The organism is Rhodococcus sp. T9N (genome assembly GCF_024436645.1).
Classification (GTDB): Bacteria; Actinomycetota; Actinomycetes; order Mycobacteriales; family Mycobacteriaceae; genus Rhodococcus_F; species Rhodococcus_F qingshengii.
In genome coordinates this window covers 216,328-232,781 of sequence record NZ_JAMSKS010000003.1, presented here as the reverse complement: position 1 = coordinate 232,781, position 16,454 = coordinate 216,328, and the positions used below count along the sequence as shown (strand labels likewise).

The following is a 16,454-nucleotide window of genomic DNA, read 5'->3' as shown; positions in this document are numbered from 1 at the left end:
TGGTTTCACCTCCTCGTGACACTTCAATTAACAGTGTGATAGAGATTACTACAGTAAACAGAGGCACTCCGTCAACGTGCGGCCCCCGATCCGGAGCCGAGAAGGGACATCATCGTGAGGTCCAACAACATTCACGCAGTCGACAGCGGCGGGGGCCCAGACGTCAGGGACTACAGCCGGGTCGACGCTCTCGTCGCCAAGCAGGAAATCTACGAGGTTCTGGCTCGTTTCCTCCGAGCTGCCGATCGCGGAGACGTCGAGGACGCCAGGCGGTGTTATCTACCCGGCGCAACCGAAGACCACGGGGGTGTCTTCACCGGCACCGCCGACGACTACATCGACCACATCGCCGGGGCCATCACTCACCCACGGTCACTGACGACCCACGCAATGACCAACGTCCTGATCGAACTCGACGGGGCCACAGCACACGTCGAGTCCTACGTGCTTGCCTTCGCGCGAATCAAGCACTCGGACGGCATAGCCGACACACTCACCGCGGCGCGCCTGATCGACCGCTTCGGCTACGAGGACGGCAGGTGGGGAATCCGCCACCGCGCACTGCGGTGGGACTGGAACCACGACATGGCCACAGCCGAAGGCTGGATCTTCGGGATGCTCGCGCCTGAAACGTCTTTGAAGAAGAGCAAGAAATTTCCCGACGACCTCATCTACACACGGCAGACACAGGAGCACTCATGACAAGGTTTCGCGGAACGCCGATAGAGGGCGCGACTGTCCTCGTCACCGGCGCCAATCGAGGGCTCGGCTTGGCCTTCGTCCAACAGGCGAAGTCGATGGGTGCCGCCAAAATTTATGCAGGGGTGAGAAATCCCGACGAGGCGCCCGCCGAGCTGCGATCCACCGGAGCACACATCGTCGAACTCGACGTGACCGATCCAGGACTCGTCGATGCAGCGGCCAGGGCGTGCGGTGACACCACAGTGGTCGTCAACAATGCCGGACTGTTCACCGGGAATCGGTTGATCGAGGCCGACGACCAAGCGGCTGCGCGAGCCGAGATGGAGGTCAACTACTTCGGGCCTCTGACGATGATCCGCGCCTTCGCGCCGGTACTCGCCGCCCGCGGCGGAGGATCGATAGTCAACGTCCTGTCGGTGGCCGCAATCGCTCCGACCGCCTTCATGGGTGGCTATTCACCGGCCAAGGCGGCTGCTCTGTCGCTCGGCGGCATCGCTCGCGCCGAACTCGAACCGCACGGCATCACCGTCACGTCGTTGATCGTCGGCAGCGTCGATACCCGCATGGCGTCACATGTTCAGGGCCACAAGGAAAATCCTCTGGACATCGCCGCGACCGGACTCGCCGCCACGCAACGCGGTGAGTGGACGTGCGACACAGATTTCATGGCAATCGATGCCCGTGCGCGTCTGGCACGCGACCCGATTCGGTACGAACGCGGTCTGGGCAAGCTCCTCTTCGCCGGCGAACTGACCACTCGATCATGAGCGATCCGATTCGTGTTGCCCAGTGGGCGACCGGTGCCATCGGCAAGACAGCGCTACGCGGAATCATCGATCGTCCCGACCTCGAGTTGGTCGGCCTGTACGTGTACAGCGACGCCAAGGCGGGTCGAGACGCCGGTGACATCGCCAGACGAGCACCGACGGGGGTGATCGCTACACGCGACGTGGACGAGATCATCCGCTCGCGCCCACAGGTTCTCATCCACAGTCCGCGGTTGCAGATTCCGTACGAACGCCACGACGACGATCTGTGCCGTCTGCTTCGCGCCGGGATCAACGTGATCACGACGGCCGGGCAGCACTTCCCCCGCGCACACGGCACCGAACGCGAGCACATGTTCGCCCAAGCATGCAAGGAAGGCGATTCGACGCTCTTCGGGGTCGGCGTGAGCCCAGGTGTCATCGGCGAGCGATTGGCGTTGGCGCTGACGGGAACATCGATCGAACTCGACCGAATTACGATCGACGAGGTGCTCGACGCTCGCGGCATGCCTGACCCCGACTTCGCGTTCACCGTCATGGGAATGGGTTCGCCCCCGGAGGAACTGGACGGAACCGGGCCGTTGCCCTCGCTGTACGCGTCGCTGTACCTCGAGACCATCGCGTTCATGTGCGAGCGCCTGGGCGTCACCTACGACGAGGTCGTGTCCGATCACAGGGTCGTTCCGGCACGTACGGATCTCGACGTCGCCGCCGGACGCATCGCCGCGGGAACCGTCGGAACCACCGAATGGCGCTGGCACGCAATGGTCGACGGAAAGCAGTTCCTCACCCTCGCCATCATCTGGACCATGGAACCTGATCGCGACGAATACGCGGGACGGGACCAATGGGAAGTCCACCTCTTCGGCAAACCCGAGATCGTGATGACCGTCAACCTGGTCGAACCACAAGATCCGAACAGTCGCACGACAGCCGGTCAGTTCATCACTGCAGGCCCGGCACTACGCGCCGTCGAGCATGTACTCGCTGCTCCCGCCGGCATTTTCGAACCCCCTGTCTTTGCCCCCTTCAGATTGGAGCATTCAGCATGACAACTCAGCCGACGGCCGTAGGTTCGACTGCCACCCGTGAACCTGCCACCCGTGAACCTGCCGTCCGTGAACCTGCCGTCCGTGAACCTTCCGTGAACGCGCTCCTGCCCGACGGTCGCCCCGTGCAGAATCTGGAAGACTTGCTACGCAGCCGGGCGATTGCCAGTCCGGAGAGCACCGCCGTCATCTCCGATGACGGGCGTACCAGTTTCCGCGAACTCGACATCGAAACAAATCGTGTCGCGAATGCACTTCTGCGCGATGGTGTTCGACCCGGCGACCGGGTGGCGTACATCGGGGCCAATGCACCGTCTTTCCTCTCCGTCCTGTACGGATCTTCGAAGATGGGCTCGATTCTGACGGCCGTCAACAATCGGCTGGCACCGGGCGAGGTCGGCTACATCCTGAGCAACAGCGAGCCGACCGTCGTCGTACTCGGAGCAGGCGATGAGGGCCTCTCCGACGTCGCCGCGGCGGTCGGTAGCGTCCGGACCGTCGTCACGGTGGATGGCGCCGGAAACTCGATCTCGTGGAACGACTGGCTTTCCGGTGTCGGCGACGACGATCCGGGGTCGTCGCGCCGCCCCGACGACACAGCGCTGATCTTCTACTCGTCGGGAACCACCGGTCACCCCAAGGGAATCGAACTCACCGGCGCCAACCTCGGCCGTGCCCTCGCCACCATGTATCACCTGCTCGATCTCGACACCGACTCCGTGGCTATGTGCCCGGTTCCGTTCTTCCATGTGGCCGGACTGGGTCTCGCCCTGGTCACGACGCTCGGCGGTGGCGCTCTACTGCTCGAGACCATCGCCGGACCTCTCGAACTCGTCGCGCTGATGCAGGAGTACAAAGTCACGCATGCGGTCGCCGTTCCCGCGGTGATCAGCGTCCTGACCTCCCTTCCGGCTGTGCGCGAGGCAGATTGGAGTGCCCTGCAGTTCCTGGTCTACGGAGCCGCGCCGATGCCACTTCCCCTGTTGCAAGACGCGACCGGGGTCTTCGGGTGTAGTTTCCTGCAGGCATACGGACTCACCGAGTCGACCGGCGGCGTCACCATGCTGACCCCGGAAGATCATCGGGCGACCGACGAGTCGACCGCGCATCGGTTGAAGTCCGTCGGGCAGCCGATGTTCGGAGTGCCCATCCGCATAGTCGATCCCGTGACGCTCGAAGACGTCCCGGTCGGTACCCGCGGCGAGGTCGTCATCGGCGGCGCTCACGTCATGAAGCGTTACTGGCGTAACGAAGCAGCAACTGCGGCCACCATGTTGGACGGCGACTGGCTTCGCACCGGAGACGGCGGATCGTTCGACGAGGACGGCTATCTCTACCTCCACGACCGCCTCAAGGACATGATCGTCTCCGGCGGTGAGAACGTCTATCCGGCCGAGGTGGAGAGTGTTCTCTCCGGGCACCCCGGCATCCGCGAGGTCGCGGTAGTCGGCGTTCACTCCGATCGGTGGGGTGAGACTCCCCTTGCCGTGGTCGTTCGAGCTGCTGATTCGGATGCAACCGAAGCGGAGATCATCGAGTGGTCACGCGAGCGACTGGCTCACTTCAAGTGCCCCAGTGCGGTTCGGTTCATCGAGGAGCTGCCACGCAACGCTAGCGGGAAGCTGCTCAAGACTCGTTTGCGACAGGACTTCGCTTGAGTCCATGACACGAATTCGGGGCCGGTCGCTTCGAGCGATCGGCCCCGATTTCTGTCGTTCGATGTGAAGCACGCTCAGCGTGGGTGAATCCGGAATTCCACGCCGCCGACACTCAGCCCGGGCTCGACGGCAGACGCGCCGCTCGACGCCGCCAGATCGATTGCAGTGAGCATCGACCGCTCCCCCGGAACGAACGACACGACGCGTGATCCCAGCCTGATCGAGAGTGGTTGCGCCGAGACCGGTTTCTTTCCGAACACTTCGGCCCACAGCGTCGCCGTCCTGGCCGGATCGGGCGAGGACACGTCGACGCCGAGGATGTCGTCGACCCAGGGATCGAGGGAAACCTCCTTCTCCGTCTCATCCCAGAACCACTCGTCGGCGTCGGGAATCTCGTCGAGTTCTACGAGCAGTCCGAGATCACCGGGATGAAGTTGGACGATCCGGTGACCGTAGGCCTCGAGATCTGCCACCGTCCGAACATCCGCCGCAGCTGCACGTTCCAGATAGGGCTCGATGTTCGAAACCTGGATCGAGAGTGCATAGCCGCCCTCCCCTCCGCCCTTGCGGATCCATCTCGCCAGCGAGACCTTCTCGTCGAGCGGCGCGACGATCTCGAGAAATGCCTGCGGCCCGACGGCCAAGGTCTCGTCGGCCAAACCGATGTCTTCGAGCAGTGGATCCGCGAATCCTGGTGCCAGATTCAATGCTTCGCGCAATTGGTGACCGGTCTTGTCCACGTCTCGTGCACCGATCACCACCTGTCGCAGGATCTCCCACGTGCCCGCGTCGTGCGTGCCCGTCACAGTCCGACCGCTTCGGCGGCGGTGTCGGCACTCTGCCAGCGTCGGAGCTCGGCACCCGGCGCCCACGTCGAGTGCGTACCACTCGAAATTCGTTCGGGAAGGCGAAGTTTACACAACGGTCCGTCTCCGACGCGGGCAGCGTCGAAGATCAAGCAGAAGGACGCATCCTCGTTCATGTCAGTGGTCAACGTGATGAGATAGCCGTCGTCTTCGGCGGTACCACCCACGCGCGGCGCCATCGAAGTCTCGCTGCCGTACACACCGTCACCGAAGGAGAATCGTTCCTCGTTGCCCGTCAGCAGGTCGTGTTTGACCAAGCCGTCGAACAGGAACCACGACGGTTTACCCGAAGCCGCATAGGCGTATCGGTACTTCTCGCCCGCGAAATTCCCGTTCATCATGCCGAATTCGGTGATCGAGTCACTGAGTTGCTCCTCACGCGTGGCTCCGGTGACCAGGTTCAAACGCCAGCGGTGAAGCCGGGTCTGCATACGATCGAGAGCGAGGAAACGGAAGGCGCGCTCCCACTGATTGCCCATACCGTTGTCCGACGGTTCCGGATCGCCCTGGTAGAAACCGTCCAGAACAATCTCGTCGCCCTCTTCGTAGGCGTTCACGAAGTGCAGGACATAGGTCGGATCGGCCTCGAACCACTTGATGTCAGAGGTATTTCCGCGGCGTGGGATGACTCCGAGACGCAGCGGGATATCGGGATGGAAATTCGCGACGTGCGCGCCCTTCTCCAGCAGAACCGGATCCCAGAACAAGGGGCAGTCGTTGAGGATCGCGTAGTTCTCCGTGAAGGCCATGTCGTGCGGCAAGCGCGGACCGGGAAGTGGGACGTCGACGTAGTGGACCAACTCGTTGGCCGAGTCCACGACGCCGTAGTGCATGTACGGCGCTTCCTTGCTGTAGTTGAAGAACAGCATTTCTCCGGTCTTGTCGTCCACCTTCGGATGCGCGGACACACCCCATTCGAAGGGGAACTTGCCGTTCCAGCTTTCCTTGCCGAGTGTCTCCGCCGACATCGGATCGAGACGATACAGATCTCCGCACTGGTAGAAGCTGGTGAGAGCAGTCCCCCGGTGAACGACGACGTCGGTGCTGGACGCGTCCTTCATCCGGGTGCGCGCACCCTTGCCGCCCTCGGGGCGACTGAGTTTGGGAGACTCGGCAAGCCCGGCCCACAACGCAGCGCCGGCATCCTGCTCGGCCGCCAAGCCGTCGGTACGTACGAATCGGTTGCGGTAGAACGACTCTCCGTCGCGAAAGCCCACGATGTGAATCATGCCGTCACCGTCGAAGGGGTGATACGCCTTCATCGAGGGATGGAGCGGATTCTCGGTGTTACGCAGGTAGACACCGTCGAGGTCTTTCGGAACCTCACCGAATACGACTTCGAGGTTGTCCGCTTTGAACTCGGTGGTCTGGGGTTGCCACGGGCCGGTGCGATACGGGTGATCGTCATCGGCGGGAAGGGTGGACAACAACTTGCCTACGATTTCGACGTCCATGGAATTCTCTTTTCGACTGATTGGGAAAGGCTGGGTTGGGCTGCACTTTCAGGAAACTGCGTCGACGACAAAACTGACGGTGGTGGCCGTACTTCCACCGAAGTTGAGCGTCGCAAAGCGGCTCGCACCCTCGACTTGGAAACCGCCGGCCGTTCCCGTCACCTGATGGGCCGCGTCGAGAAGCATTCGAACACCACTGGCACCCACCGGATGACCACCGCCGATCAGACCGCCGCTGGGGTTGATCGGTAGCTTGCCGCCCATGGCGATGTCACCACTCTCGATGGCTTTCCACGACTCGCCGGGCGCGGTCAGACCGATGTGGTCGATCGCGAGATACTCACTCGCCGTGAAACAATCATGTGTTTCGATCCCGTCTATCCCGGCCAGGTCGACTCCGGCCCGGGAGAAGGCACCCATCACCGCATCCCGAACGTGTGGCATCACGTAGGGATTATCGGCGTCGCGGGCCAGCTTCTGCTCGAGACCTAAACCAACAGTCCGATGACCCCAGCCCGCGATGTGGGCCAGCGGAGTCGCCGCAGCACCAGGGTGCTCACGGAGGTACTTGTCCGTCACCAGCACCACCCCGGCGCCACCGTCGGTCACCTGGCTGCAATCGAATCGTCGAACACCGCCTTCCACAACAGGATTGGTGGCGTCGTCGCCGCCTGCATTCCCGAGCAGATCGGGTACCGCCCAACCGCGTGTCTGCGCGTTGGGGTTGTTCTTCGCGTTTGCGAAGTTGATCTGCGAGATCGCGCGAAGGTGAGATTCGTCGATCCCGTAACGCCGCCCGTACTCCTTCGACACACGGTCGAACATGTACGGCCACATGAATTTTGCTTCCTGACCTTCGTGTCCGACCCAGGCTGCAGCGCCCAGATGGCCGGCCGCGTCATCACCCGGAACCGTCTTCTCCAGTTCGATACCCATCACCAGAGCCACGTCGTAGTTGCCGGCGCGCAGGTCTGCCATCGCTGCAAGTACAGCGATACTGCCCGATGCGCACGCCGCCTCGTGCCGAGACGAGGGCACACCCCACAGGTCTGGATGCACGGTGGCGGGCATCGCGCCCAGCTGACCTTGGCCGGCAAACAATTGCCCGAAGGCATTACCGACGTGGATCACCTCTATGTCGGTGGCAGGAACCTTCGCCGCGTCCAGGGTGTGGTTCACCACCTCTTCGGCAAGGTTCGCGAAATCGAGTTCCTCACGGGTGAAGTTCCGTGCGAAGTCGGATTGGTACCCGCCGAGAATCCAAATGTTCGAAACAGTCATGACCTCTCCCCTTGCCGATCCGGCCTCGGTGACGTCACCGAGATACCCGCGCAACGGCGGTTGTAATTTCACCGCAACCGTACTACAACTAGCAGAGTAACTCTACTAATTGAAGGGTTGAAAATGACTGATGCTTTTGTCCTCGACTACGTGCGAACGCCGCGCGGTCGAGCATCGGCGCGAGGCGCCCTCCACGAACACAGCCCAGTCGATCTTGTCGTCCACCTGGCCAAGGCTTTGCAGGGTCGAACGAACCTCGCCGCAGAACAGATCGACGACGTCGTTCTCGGTTGCGCATCGCAGGTGGACGAGCAGGGCGCGAACATCGCGAGAACTGCCGCACTCCTTGCCGGTTGGGGCGATTCCGTTCCCGGCGCGACCCTCAATCGTTTCTGCGCATCCGGCGTCGACGCAGTCGGCCAGAGCGCGGCCCGCATTCGCGGCGACGACGTGTCCCTCGTCGTGGCCGGTGGCGTCGAAAGTGTCTCCCGGACTCCGATGTTCAGTGATCGAGGACCGCTGTGGATCGACCCGGCAACTATCGCGCAGATCGGTTCCATCCATATGGGTGTTGCCGCCGACTTGAATGCCACGATCGAGGGGTACTCCCGCGACGAGTTGGATGCGTACGGCGTCGAAACCCAGCACAAGGCTGCCGAGGCCTGGCGCAACGGCGCATTCGAGCGGTCCGTTGTGCCTGTCCCCGGCAGAAATGGTGAAGCCGGAATCGCGCACGACGAACTGGTCAGGGCAGAGACGACGGCAGAGGGACTCGCCGCGCTGCCTCCGGCCTTCGAAGGGCTCGGCGCCGCCGGTCAGGATGCACTCGCGCTCGCCGCCTACCCTGAGGTCGGCAAGATCGAACACCTGCACACCGTCGGATCCTCTCCCGCCATGGCCGACGGGGCAGCGCTCCTACTCCTCGGATCCGAGAAAGCCGCGGCGAGAGCCGGCTTGACCCCTCGCGCACGGATCATCGGATCCGCCTCGACTTCGGTGAATCCGGTCCTCATGCTCACTGCGGGCCAGAGCGCCGTGGAGGCAGTCATCGCGCGAGCCGGGCTTCGTCCACAGGACATCGACGTGTTCGAGTTCGCAGAGGCGTTCTCCGCACTCTGCCTACGGTTCCGCCGCGATCTTGACGCCGGGCCGGACCGCATGAACCCCAACGGAGGCACGATGGCGATGGGCCATGCATTCGGCGCCACCGGAGCAATTCTCGTCGGCGCATGTGTCGACGAACTGGTACGGAGCGACGGACGCTACGGTGTGGCCGCGGTCAGCGGCGCCGCCGGTGTCGGAGTCGCGGTGCTCGTCGAACGGATCGCCTCATGACCGTCAGTTCACTCTCCGGCCGCGTTGCCGTCGTCACGGGAGGGGGTAAGGGCCTCGGCCGTGCCGTCGCACTGCATCTCGCGAGCCGAGGGGTCACGGTGATCGTCAACAATCGGAATCGCACACTCGATTCGAGCGGCCGAGGCCCTGCAGATCAGGTCGTCGACGAAATCCTCGAAACCGGTGGACAGGCCGTCGCCAACCACGACGACGTCACCGACCCCGACGTCGGCCGAAAGTTGGTGGACGACGCTCTCACTCGGTTCGGACGACTCGATTTCTGCATCACCAGCGCCGCGGTCAGCGGACCGCAGATGCTTCATCGCACTACCGCCGAGAACCTCAGCACCGTCATCACGACAAACGTCGTCGGAACCGCACTGGTCGCCGCCGAAGCCTCCCGAGTGATGCGCGAAGCCGGATTCGGGCGCATCGTGATGATTGCCTCGACCGCAGGACTGCACGGGGAACCCACCGTGTCCGCCTACGCCGCCAGCAAGGGAGCAGTCATCGCATTGGGACGCACCGCAGCCGGTGAAGGTGCGAGTCGCAATGTGTTCACCAATGTCGTACTGCCCTATGCCACTACGCAGATGACCGAATCCGGAATGGATCCACGATTCATCGACATCATGGGTGCCGACCTGGTAGCCCCGGTGGTCACCGCCCTCGTCGATCCCGAGTCCACGACCAACGGGCAGGTGATCGTCACGGCAGGCAACGGGGTGCGTTCGGCCGACGCCGTCGAGGGCTCGACCGAATTCTTGCCCACCACCACAGAACTCGATGCCAAAGCGCTCGACGCGCTACTCGTGACCAGCCGACTCGGCGCTCCTCACACCTATCCGAGCGCACAGGAAGCCTTCGCGGACTTCGCTTCCGAACTGCTCGACCACCACAATCAGAAAGCGCGCGCATGACCGACATCCCACTGGGCGACCTTGCACTGAACTTCGGTGTGAGCGCACTCGCCATGCTCGTCTTCATCGCAGTCGTGATGGCCGTAGCCATCCGCATGAACAATCACTCGATCATCGACATCTGTTGGGGGCCTGGCTTTGCCGTCGTCGCCGCCGTCTCGTACCTGACGTCCATCGGATCGGACGGCAACGATCTGCGTCGCCTCGTCGTGCTGGCACTGACTGTGGTGTGGGGAATGCGACTCGGCCTGTACATCGGCTTCCGAAACCGTGGGCACGGGCAGGACAAGCGCTATACTGCCCTGCTCAAACATCAACAGGGACCGCTGGTTCCGTTCCTGATTCGCAAAATTTACGGCCTCCAGGGCGTCCTCATTCTCGTGGTGTCGCTGCCCGTCCAGTTCGCGATGTACGAGTTTCGCGCCCTCGGAGTCCTCGGCGCGATCGGCATCGCGGTCTGGACCGTCGGCTTCGTCTTCGAATCGGTTGGAGACTACCAACTTTCCCGCTTCAAAGCCGATCCGGCCAATGCCGGGAAGGTGATGGACCGTGGGCTCTGGGCCTGGACCCGCCATCCCAACTACTTCGGTGATGCATGCGTCTGGGTCGGACTGTTCATCCTCGCGCTTGGTGATCCATTGGCGCTGATCACGATCGTCTCTCCGATCGTCATGATCAAACTGCTGGTGAGCTACAGCGGTAAGGCCCTTCTCGAACGCGGCATGCGCAAGAGCAAGGGGCAGGCCTACGACGACTACGTCGCCCGGACCAGCGGATTCTTACCTCGTCCACCCCGTCCGGCACGAAACCACGCGTCGTGAGCGCCCCCACGAGTGGTCTCGCCGACGTCTTCGATCTGGAATCGACCGGCCCGGACCGGTGGCAGGGGTCGAACGACGGCGTTCGTCTACCTCAATTGTTCGGCGGCCAACTGGTAGCCCAGTCGATTCTCGCAGCCGGGCACACGGTTACCGACGGCAAAGCGATCAGTTCCGTCCACACCCACTTCCTTCGCCCGGGATCGACGGAGCATGCAACCGAGTTCTCGGTAGATCGACTTCGGGATGGAAAACGCCTGTCCACCAGAGGCGTCGACGTCCACCAGGACGGACGACTCGTCTGCCGTTCCACGGTCTCTGCCTCCTCGATCGACGAGGGCATCACTCACAGTCGCGCAGTACCTACCGCACTCCCGCCCACTGAGTGCGTGACGTTGCAAGAGTTGGCCGAGGCAGACGGTGGGTTGGGTGAGGTGTGGGAGGAGTTCTCCGCCATCGAGATTCGTGTTTCCCCCCTTGATTCGCACTCCCCCACCGCGCATTCGGCGGCGCCTCCGCGCAACATCTGGATGCGTTCGGCTCAGCGGCTGAGCGACGATCCACTGATTCACGTGGCTGCTCTCGCTTATGCCAGTGATCTGATGCTGATGGCAACCGCACTGACTCCGCACGGCTACGACATCGGGCAGGAGCACTCGCTCGACACGGACTGGACTGGTGTGTCCCTCGATCACACGATGTGGTTTCAGCGTCCTGTGCGGGCGGACGAGTGGCTGCTCTTCGAGCACTCGACCCCCACAGCTCACACCGGCAGAGCAGTAGTGAATGCGGCGGTCTTCGATCGATCCGGACTCCAGATCTGCCAGATCACTCAGGAAGCGTTACTCATTGCCCGCACCGAGTGATTCCCGACTCTTTCTGCAGACCATTCGGTACGGTCTCGCGGTGCCGCAGGGTGCGCGGCCTATGATTTCGGGGTGGTACGAGTGAATGCAGCCGGATCTTCGACACCCACCGCGTCGGCGGGCGTCACCGAGTTGCCTGCCGGCGGTCCGAACGCACTGGCCGTCACGCTCGGGTTGTTGGGGGACGAGTGGAACCTCTGGATTCTGCGATTCGCCCTGTTGGGGTCGCGGCGATACAACGACTGGCTCGCCCTCGGGGGAATCTCCAACTCCGTGTTGTCCTCACGGTTGGCGGTCCTGACGGCCGGCGGAATGCTCGAGCGTCGTGAGTATCAGCAGAACCCGCCCAGGCACGAATACTCGGTCACCCGCAAAGGGCAGTCGATCTGGCCCGTCCTCATCACCATGTGGTCGTGGGAGAAGCAGTGGGCGCCCAATGAAACCCAGCCGCTTCCACCACTGCGGCACAGCACCTGCGGAAACGACTTCACCCCGATCCTGCGCTGCAAGGAGTGCGGCGAGGACGTGGACGTACGATCCCTGGACTCCCAAATGGGTCCGAGTGGGGACTTCTCACGCAGTGTCCCGGAAGCAACGTCGCGGCGACGCTCCACCAAGTCCGAACGCCGTCCGGAGATTCTGGCTCACACGATGGAACTTGTCGGCAATCGCTGGTCAGCGGCGATCATCGGTGCAGCTTTCCGAGGCGCTCGCCGCTACGGAGAGTTCGCCGAGATCACCGGTGCACCACCGGCGATAGTCGCGGATCGCTTGAAGCACCTCACCGAGATCGGTGTAATGGAAACGCGTCCGCTTCCGGATCGCCCACAGTGGTCGGAGTATCGACTCACCGCCAAGGGCACGGCGTATTTCCCCGTGGTGATGTGCATGATCTCCTGGGGTCAGCGTTGGTTCAGATCCGCGGACGGCCCGGACATCGTTCTCCATCACAAGGCCTGCGGTAAACGGTTCGAAGCACGCTTGGGTTGCAGTGTGTGTGGTGAAGAGTTGAGGTCTTCGGACATCGAGGCGGTCGACCTCACCACCTCGGTTCACGTACCCGGGTCCGGTTGGTCCTGAGGTCCCCGCTCAGCCGGCAGTGCGGATCCGGTCGAAGCTCCGGCCTCGGTGTTCGAGCGGCAGCCTGTCCCCTCGCCCGAACAGTTTGTTGCGCAGCGTTCCCTCGTCGTAGTCGCCCTGGTAGGCACCTCGTTTGGTCAGCTCCGGAATCACATGCTCCACAATGTCTTCGAAGGTTCCGGGAGTCACCGCGTACGCGAGATTGAAACCGTCGACGTCGGTCTCGGACACCCACTCCTGCAACTCGTCGGCGACCTCCGCGCCGGAACCGACAACGATCGGGCCGAGCCCGCCGATGCCCGCCCACTCCGCGATGTCCCCCACCGTCCATTCGCCGCCTTTCTCGTCGGCCTGACGAAACGATGCGACCGCGGATTGAATGGCATTGCTCTCGACGTTCCCGATCGGCTCGTCCGCTCGGTATCCGGAGAGGTCGATTCCCATCCACCCCGAGGTGAAAACGAGCGCGCCTTCACTACTCGCGTAGCTGCGGTAGTCCTCGAGCTTCGCCTGGGCCAACTCAGGGGTTCGGTCGGTGATGATCGTCAACAGTGTGTAGATGCGGGCCGAGTACGGATCTCGCCCGACCTTCGTCAGTTCGTTTCGGATTCGAGCAACGGTGTCTTTGAGAATCGCCTTTGTCGGTGCACCCACAAAGATCGCCTCGGCATTCGCAGCGGCGAACCGCACCCCACGAGGCGACGCGCCGGCCTGGAAGATGACCGGCGTCCGCTGCGGAGAAGGTTCGGAGATGTGGATGCCCGGAACCGTGAAGTGCTTGCCTTCGTGCTCGATCGGATGAACCTTGGCGGGGTCCGTGTAGACCCCGGTGGTTCTGTCACGCACCACCGCGTCGTCTTCCCACGACGTTTCCCACAACTTGTAGAGAACTTCGAGGTACTCGTCCGCGTGGTCGTAGCGATCGTCGTGCTGGAGTTGGTCGTCCTCGCCCATGTTCCGCGCGGCCGAGGGGAGGTATCCGGTGACCACGTTCCACCCGATTCGCCCGTTCGTCAGGTGGTCGAGGGTGCTCAAGCGCCGAGCGAACGGGTAGGGATGCTCGAAAGCTGTACCTGCGGTGATCCCGAAGCCCAAGTGCTCGGTCACGGCAGCCATCGCCGACGCCAGCAGTAGCGGGTCCGAGACCGGTACCTGCGCGCCCTGCCGCAGCGCTGCGTCGTGATTGCCGCCGTACACGTCGTACGTTCCCAACACGTCAGCCAGGAACAGCCCGTCGAATCGTCCACGCTCGAGGAGCTTCGCCAACTCCGTCCAGTACGTCAGATCCGTGTACCTGGACGACTGGTCCTCCGGGTGGCGCCACAGACCTGGCGATTGGTGGGCGACGCAGTTCATGGCAAAGGCGTTGAAGCGGATTCTGCGGGTCATTCCCGCACGATGCCGTGCCTGCTCCGCGGTGAACACCATTGCGATCAGTGCGATCGGTACGGCTCCTGCTTGCACCCGGCGATACCGTCGACTTCGCGACCTCGTCGGCGGGCCGCTACACTGACTAGCGCAGCTGTGACGCCCGAGGCTTCGTGCCGACAGGTCGAGCGGACGCAACAGCAGTATCGAGAAGCGAAAACCCCGGCAGCACAGGGTCTTCAGCGCTTGTCGGTACGCTCCCCGCCCTCGTAGCTCAGGGGATAGAGCATTCCTCTCCTAAAGGAAGGGTCGCAGGTTCGAATCCTGCCGAGGGCACCAGGTGGGACTCTCCCCACATCGGCGCGACCAACGTGCCATTCTTGAATTCATGACGACGCCTCACTCCACGGCAACTCCCCCGAAGAACATGTCTTTGATCCCGGGTGGGACGTACTGGATGGGCTCCGAAGACTTCTATCCGGAAGAACGCCCAGTTCACCAGGTCACCGTCGACGGATTCTGGATGGACACGACGGCGGTGACGGTCGCCGAGTTCCAACGCTTCGTGAAGGCAACCGGCCACGTCACCACTGCGGAAATCGCCCCGGATCCCGCCGACTATCCCGATGCCGATCCAGCCCTCCTCGTTCCGGGATCGTTGGTCTTCACTTCGCCACCCGGCCCGGTCTCACTCGACGACTACACCCAGTGGTGGTCGTTCACTCCCGGCGCCGACTGGCGCCATCCCGAGGGCGCTGACAGCAACATCGGGGGACGTGAACGGCACCCCGTCACCCACGTGTCGTACTTCGACGCCCAGGCCTACGCCGCGTGGGCCGGCAAGGAACTCCCGACCGAGGCCGAGTGGGAGTTTGCCGCCCGCGGCGGACTCGATCGCCAGGCCTACGTGTGGGGCGATCACGACTCTCCGGGCGGGCGGCCCGGTGGCAACGTGTGGCAGGGCCAGTTCCCCTGGGAGAACCTGCTCGAGGACGGTTACGAGCGCACTGCTCCGGTCGGAAAGTTCCGGCCCAACGGCTACGGACTGTTCGACATGGCCGGGAACGTGTGGGAATGGACGGCCGATCACTACACGTCCGACCACGCCCACAGTTCCAAGAACGTCGCGCCGGCCTCGTCGTGCTGCATTCCTCGTAATCCCCGAGCGGAGTTCGCCACGGAGGCGTTGGCGGGCGAACCCTACGCACGACGGGTGATCAAGGGCGGCTCACATCTGTGTGCACCGAACTACTGCCTGCGCTACCGCCCTGCCGCGCGGCAGGGCGAATCCGAGGAGTCCTCGACCTGCCACGTCGGCTTCCGGTGCATCATCCGCATTCCGCAGACGTAAATCAGAAGGGCACGTCTCCGAGGATTGCCACCCGCACCATCACGCGGCGATGAGGGAGGTAATCACTCGCTGCGTAGTGCTGGGTAGCCCGGTTGTCCCAGAAGGCAATGGAATTCGGCGCCCACTTGAAGCGGCACTGAAAGTCCGGGACCTTGACCTGCGCGAACAGCAGGTTGAGCAGATCGTTGCCTTCGACAGGATCCATGTCCGGAATGTGGGTGGTGAAAAGGCTGTTGACGAACAGAGTCTTACGCCCGGTCTCCGGATGCTTACGCACCATCGGGTGCAGGACCGGCGGGTACTGCTCCTTCATCTGTTCCAACTTCTCCGGGCTCATGCCGCGTCCGAAGGACGGCACAAAATCGTGGATGGCGTCCTTGCCGTCGATCAAGTCCTTGATCTCGTCGGGGAGGCAGTCGAAGGCGTTACCCATATCAGCCCAGAGCGTGTCACCACCGGCAGGCGGTACGTCGATCGCCCGAAGTACTGAACCGAGCGGCGGCGTCTTCGTCCAGGTGACGTCGACGTGCCAGATGTTCTCGGTTCCTGGACTGTCCTCTCCGCGTTCGAATCTGACGACTGCCGGAACCTCTCCCTGTGGGAGAAGTGGATGGACCTCGAGTTCGCCCCAATGGGCAGCGAAGTCACGATGATTCACGCTCGAAATCGGCTGGTCCCGAAAGAACACGACCTTCCATTCGAGCAGGGCCCGACGCACGTCCTCGATCTGCTCCTCCGACGGATCATGCAGGTCGATGTCGCTGATCTCGGCACCGATGAACGGTGTGACGGGTGTCAGAGTGAACCGCTCGTACGGCCTCGATTCAACGCCTTCCGGGTTTCGCCTCATTCCGCGTGGTCCGAATTCGATTGTGTGATTGCCGATTTGGACTGTTCGTGAGGATGTAAGGGTAGCCATCGAATGACTCCGTCCTGTCG

At 62.9% G+C, this 16,454-nt stretch carries 15 protein-coding genes and 1 tRNA gene; 11 read left to right on the top strand and 5 right to left on the bottom strand.

All coding sequences use genetic code 11. The features are described 5' to 3' along the window. The first annotated feature begins 114 nt into the window (after positions 1-114). The 4 genes from M1L53_RS07515 to M1L53_RS07500 are packed head-to-tail and all read left to right on the top strand — an operon-like array spanning position 115 to position 4,176. Positions 115-702: a nuclear transport factor 2 family protein gene (locus M1L53_RS07515; protein ID WP_042451074.1), complete on the top strand. Its 588-nt coding sequence runs from the start codon at positions 115-117 to the stop codon at positions 700-702. Next, the gene (locus M1L53_RS07510; protein ID WP_042451076.1) at positions 699-1,469 is read left to right on the top strand and encodes an SDR family oxidoreductase; all 771 of its coding nucleotides are present in this window, start codon (positions 699-701) and stop codon (positions 1,467-1,469) included. Before M1L53_RS07515 ends, M1L53_RS07510 begins: the two co-directional genes overlap by 4 nt. Further along, on the top strand, positions 1,466-2,521 hold the full coding sequence (locus tag M1L53_RS07505) for a dihydrodipicolinate reductase (protein WP_050654671.1): 1,056 nt from the start codon (positions 1,466-1,468) through the stop codon (positions 2,519-2,521). Before M1L53_RS07510 ends, M1L53_RS07505 begins: the two co-directional genes overlap by 4 nt. Further along, the gene (locus tag M1L53_RS07500; RefSeq protein ID WP_054188832.1) at positions 2,518-4,176 is read left to right on the top strand and encodes a long-chain-fatty-acid--CoA ligase; all 1,659 of its coding nucleotides are present in this window, start codon (positions 2,518-2,520) and stop codon (positions 4,174-4,176) included. The genes M1L53_RS07505 and M1L53_RS07500 overlap by 4 nt, the downstream gene beginning before the upstream one ends. Before the next feature lie 74 nt (positions 4,177-4,250). On the opposite strand, the gene M1L53_RS07495 is transcribed toward M1L53_RS07500, so the two are convergent. From M1L53_RS07495 to M1L53_RS07485, 3 genes are read right to left on the bottom strand one after another with little or no spacing between them, the layout of a single operon-like run. Next, a complete protein-coding gene (locus M1L53_RS07495) occupies positions 4,251-4,982 on the bottom strand; it encodes a hypothetical protein (RefSeq protein ID WP_021345221.1) in 732 nt (243 codons plus the stop codon). Continuing rightward, positions 4,979-6,496, bottom strand: a complete 1,518-nt coding sequence (locus M1L53_RS07490) for a carotenoid oxygenase family protein (RefSeq protein WP_030534915.1) — start codon at positions 6,494-6,496, stop codon at positions 4,979-4,981. Before M1L53_RS07490 ends, M1L53_RS07495 begins: the two co-directional genes overlap by 4 nt. A gap of 48 nt (positions 6,497-6,544) precedes the next feature. Beyond that, complete coding sequence (locus M1L53_RS07485) at positions 6,545-7,777, bottom strand: acetyl-CoA acetyltransferase (protein ID WP_054188833.1); 1,233 nt, start codon at positions 7,775-7,777, stop codon at positions 6,545-6,547. 123 nt (positions 7,778-7,900) lie between these two features. Here M1L53_RS07485 and M1L53_RS07480 point away from each other — a divergent pair, with 123 nt between their 5' ends. The 5 genes from M1L53_RS07480 to M1L53_RS07460 all read left to right on the top strand — a co-directional run bounded on the left by M1L53_RS07480 (position 7,901) and on the right by M1L53_RS07460 (position 12,796). Next, a complete protein-coding gene (locus M1L53_RS07480) occupies positions 7,901-9,112 on the top strand; it encodes an acetyl-CoA C-acyltransferase (RefSeq protein WP_054188834.1) in 1,212 nt (403 codons plus the stop codon). Next, entirely contained in the window at positions 9,109-10,032 is a 924-nt protein-coding gene (locus tag M1L53_RS07475; RefSeq protein WP_054188835.1) for an SDR family NAD(P)-dependent oxidoreductase, read from the top strand. Before M1L53_RS07480 ends, M1L53_RS07475 begins: the two co-directional genes overlap by 4 nt. Further along, complete coding sequence (locus M1L53_RS07470) at positions 10,029-10,853, top strand: DUF1295 domain-containing protein (protein ID WP_054188836.1); 825 nt, start codon at positions 10,029-10,031, stop codon at positions 10,851-10,853. The genes M1L53_RS07475 and M1L53_RS07470 overlap by 4 nt, the downstream gene beginning before the upstream one ends. Next, positions 10,850-11,716, top strand: coding sequence for an acyl-CoA thioesterase II (locus M1L53_RS07465; RefSeq protein ID WP_054188837.1), 867 nt, complete (start codon positions 10,850-10,852; stop codon positions 11,714-11,716). The genes M1L53_RS07470 and M1L53_RS07465 overlap by 4 nt, the downstream gene beginning before the upstream one ends. A gap of 81 nt (positions 11,717-11,797) precedes the next feature. Beyond that, the gene (locus M1L53_RS07460) at positions 11,798-12,796 is read left to right on the top strand and encodes a helix-turn-helix domain-containing protein (protein ID WP_003940366.1); all 999 of its coding nucleotides are present in this window, start codon (positions 11,798-11,800) and stop codon (positions 12,794-12,796) included. A gap of 9 nt (positions 12,797-12,805) precedes the next feature. Here the strand turns inward: M1L53_RS07460 and M1L53_RS07455 are convergent, their stop codons facing one another. Continuing rightward, positions 12,806-14,185, bottom strand: coding sequence for an LLM class flavin-dependent oxidoreductase (locus tag M1L53_RS07455; protein ID WP_054188955.1), 1,380 nt, complete (start codon positions 14,183-14,185; stop codon positions 12,806-12,808). A 242-nt stretch (positions 14,186-14,427) separates the two neighbouring features. On the opposite strand from M1L53_RS07455, the gene M1L53_RS07450 reads away from it, so the two are divergent. Together M1L53_RS07450 and M1L53_RS07445 are read left to right on the top strand one after the other, a co-directional pair. Continuing rightward, positions 14,428-14,503 (top strand) — tRNA-Arg (locus M1L53_RS07450). Between the two features lie 49 nt (positions 14,504-14,552). Beyond that, positions 14,553-15,515, top strand: coding sequence for a formylglycine-generating enzyme family protein (locus M1L53_RS07445; RefSeq protein WP_054188838.1), 963 nt, complete (start codon positions 14,553-14,555; stop codon positions 15,513-15,515). Between the two features lies 1 nt (position 15,516). Here the strand turns inward: M1L53_RS07445 and M1L53_RS07440 are convergent, their stop codons facing one another. Next, positions 15,517-16,434, bottom strand: coding sequence for a TauD/TfdA family dioxygenase (locus tag M1L53_RS07440; protein ID WP_261949212.1), 918 nt, complete (start codon positions 16,432-16,434; stop codon positions 15,517-15,519). Positions 16,435-16,454: the final 20 nt, after the last annotated feature.

Excerpts from the sequence above, each read along its gene's own strand:
- M1L53_RS07510 (WP_042451076.1), top strand. The coding sequence starts at position 699 with ATGACAAGGTTTCGCGGAACGCCGATAGAGGGCGCGACTGTCCTCGTC.
- M1L53_RS07505 (WP_050654671.1), top strand. The coding sequence starts at position 1,466 with ATGAGCGATCCGATTCGTGTTGCCCAGTGGGCGACCGGTGCCATCGGC.
- M1L53_RS07500 (WP_054188832.1), top strand. The coding sequence starts at position 2,518 with ATGACAACTCAGCCGACGGCCGTAGGTTCGACTGCCACCCGTGAACCT.
- M1L53_RS07490 (WP_030534915.1), bottom strand. The coding sequence starts at position 6,496 with ATGGACGTCGAAATCGTAGGCAAGTTGTTGTCCACCCTTCCCGCCGAT.
- M1L53_RS07485 (WP_054188833.1), bottom strand. The coding sequence starts at position 7,777 with ATGACTGTTTCGAACATTTGGATTCTCGGCGGGTACCAATCCGACTTC.
- M1L53_RS07480 (WP_054188834.1), top strand. The coding sequence starts at position 7,901 with ATGACTGATGCTTTTGTCCTCGACTACGTGCGAACGCCGCGCGGTCGA.
- M1L53_RS07475 (WP_054188835.1), top strand. The coding sequence starts at position 9,109 with ATGACCGTCAGTTCACTCTCCGGCCGCGTTGCCGTCGTCACGGGAGGG.
- M1L53_RS07470 (WP_054188836.1), top strand. The coding sequence starts at position 10,029 with ATGACCGACATCCCACTGGGCGACCTTGCACTGAACTTCGGTGTGAGC.
- M1L53_RS07455 (WP_054188955.1), bottom strand. The coding sequence starts at position 14,185 with ATGACCCGCAGAATCCGCTTCAACGCCTTTGCCATGAACTGCGTCGCC.
- M1L53_RS07445 (WP_054188838.1), top strand. The coding sequence starts at position 14,553 with ATGACGACGCCTCACTCCACGGCAACTCCCCCGAAGAACATGTCTTTG.
- M1L53_RS07440 (WP_261949212.1), bottom strand. The coding sequence starts at position 16,434 with ATGGCTACCCTTACATCCTCACGAACAGTCCAAATCGGCAATCACACA.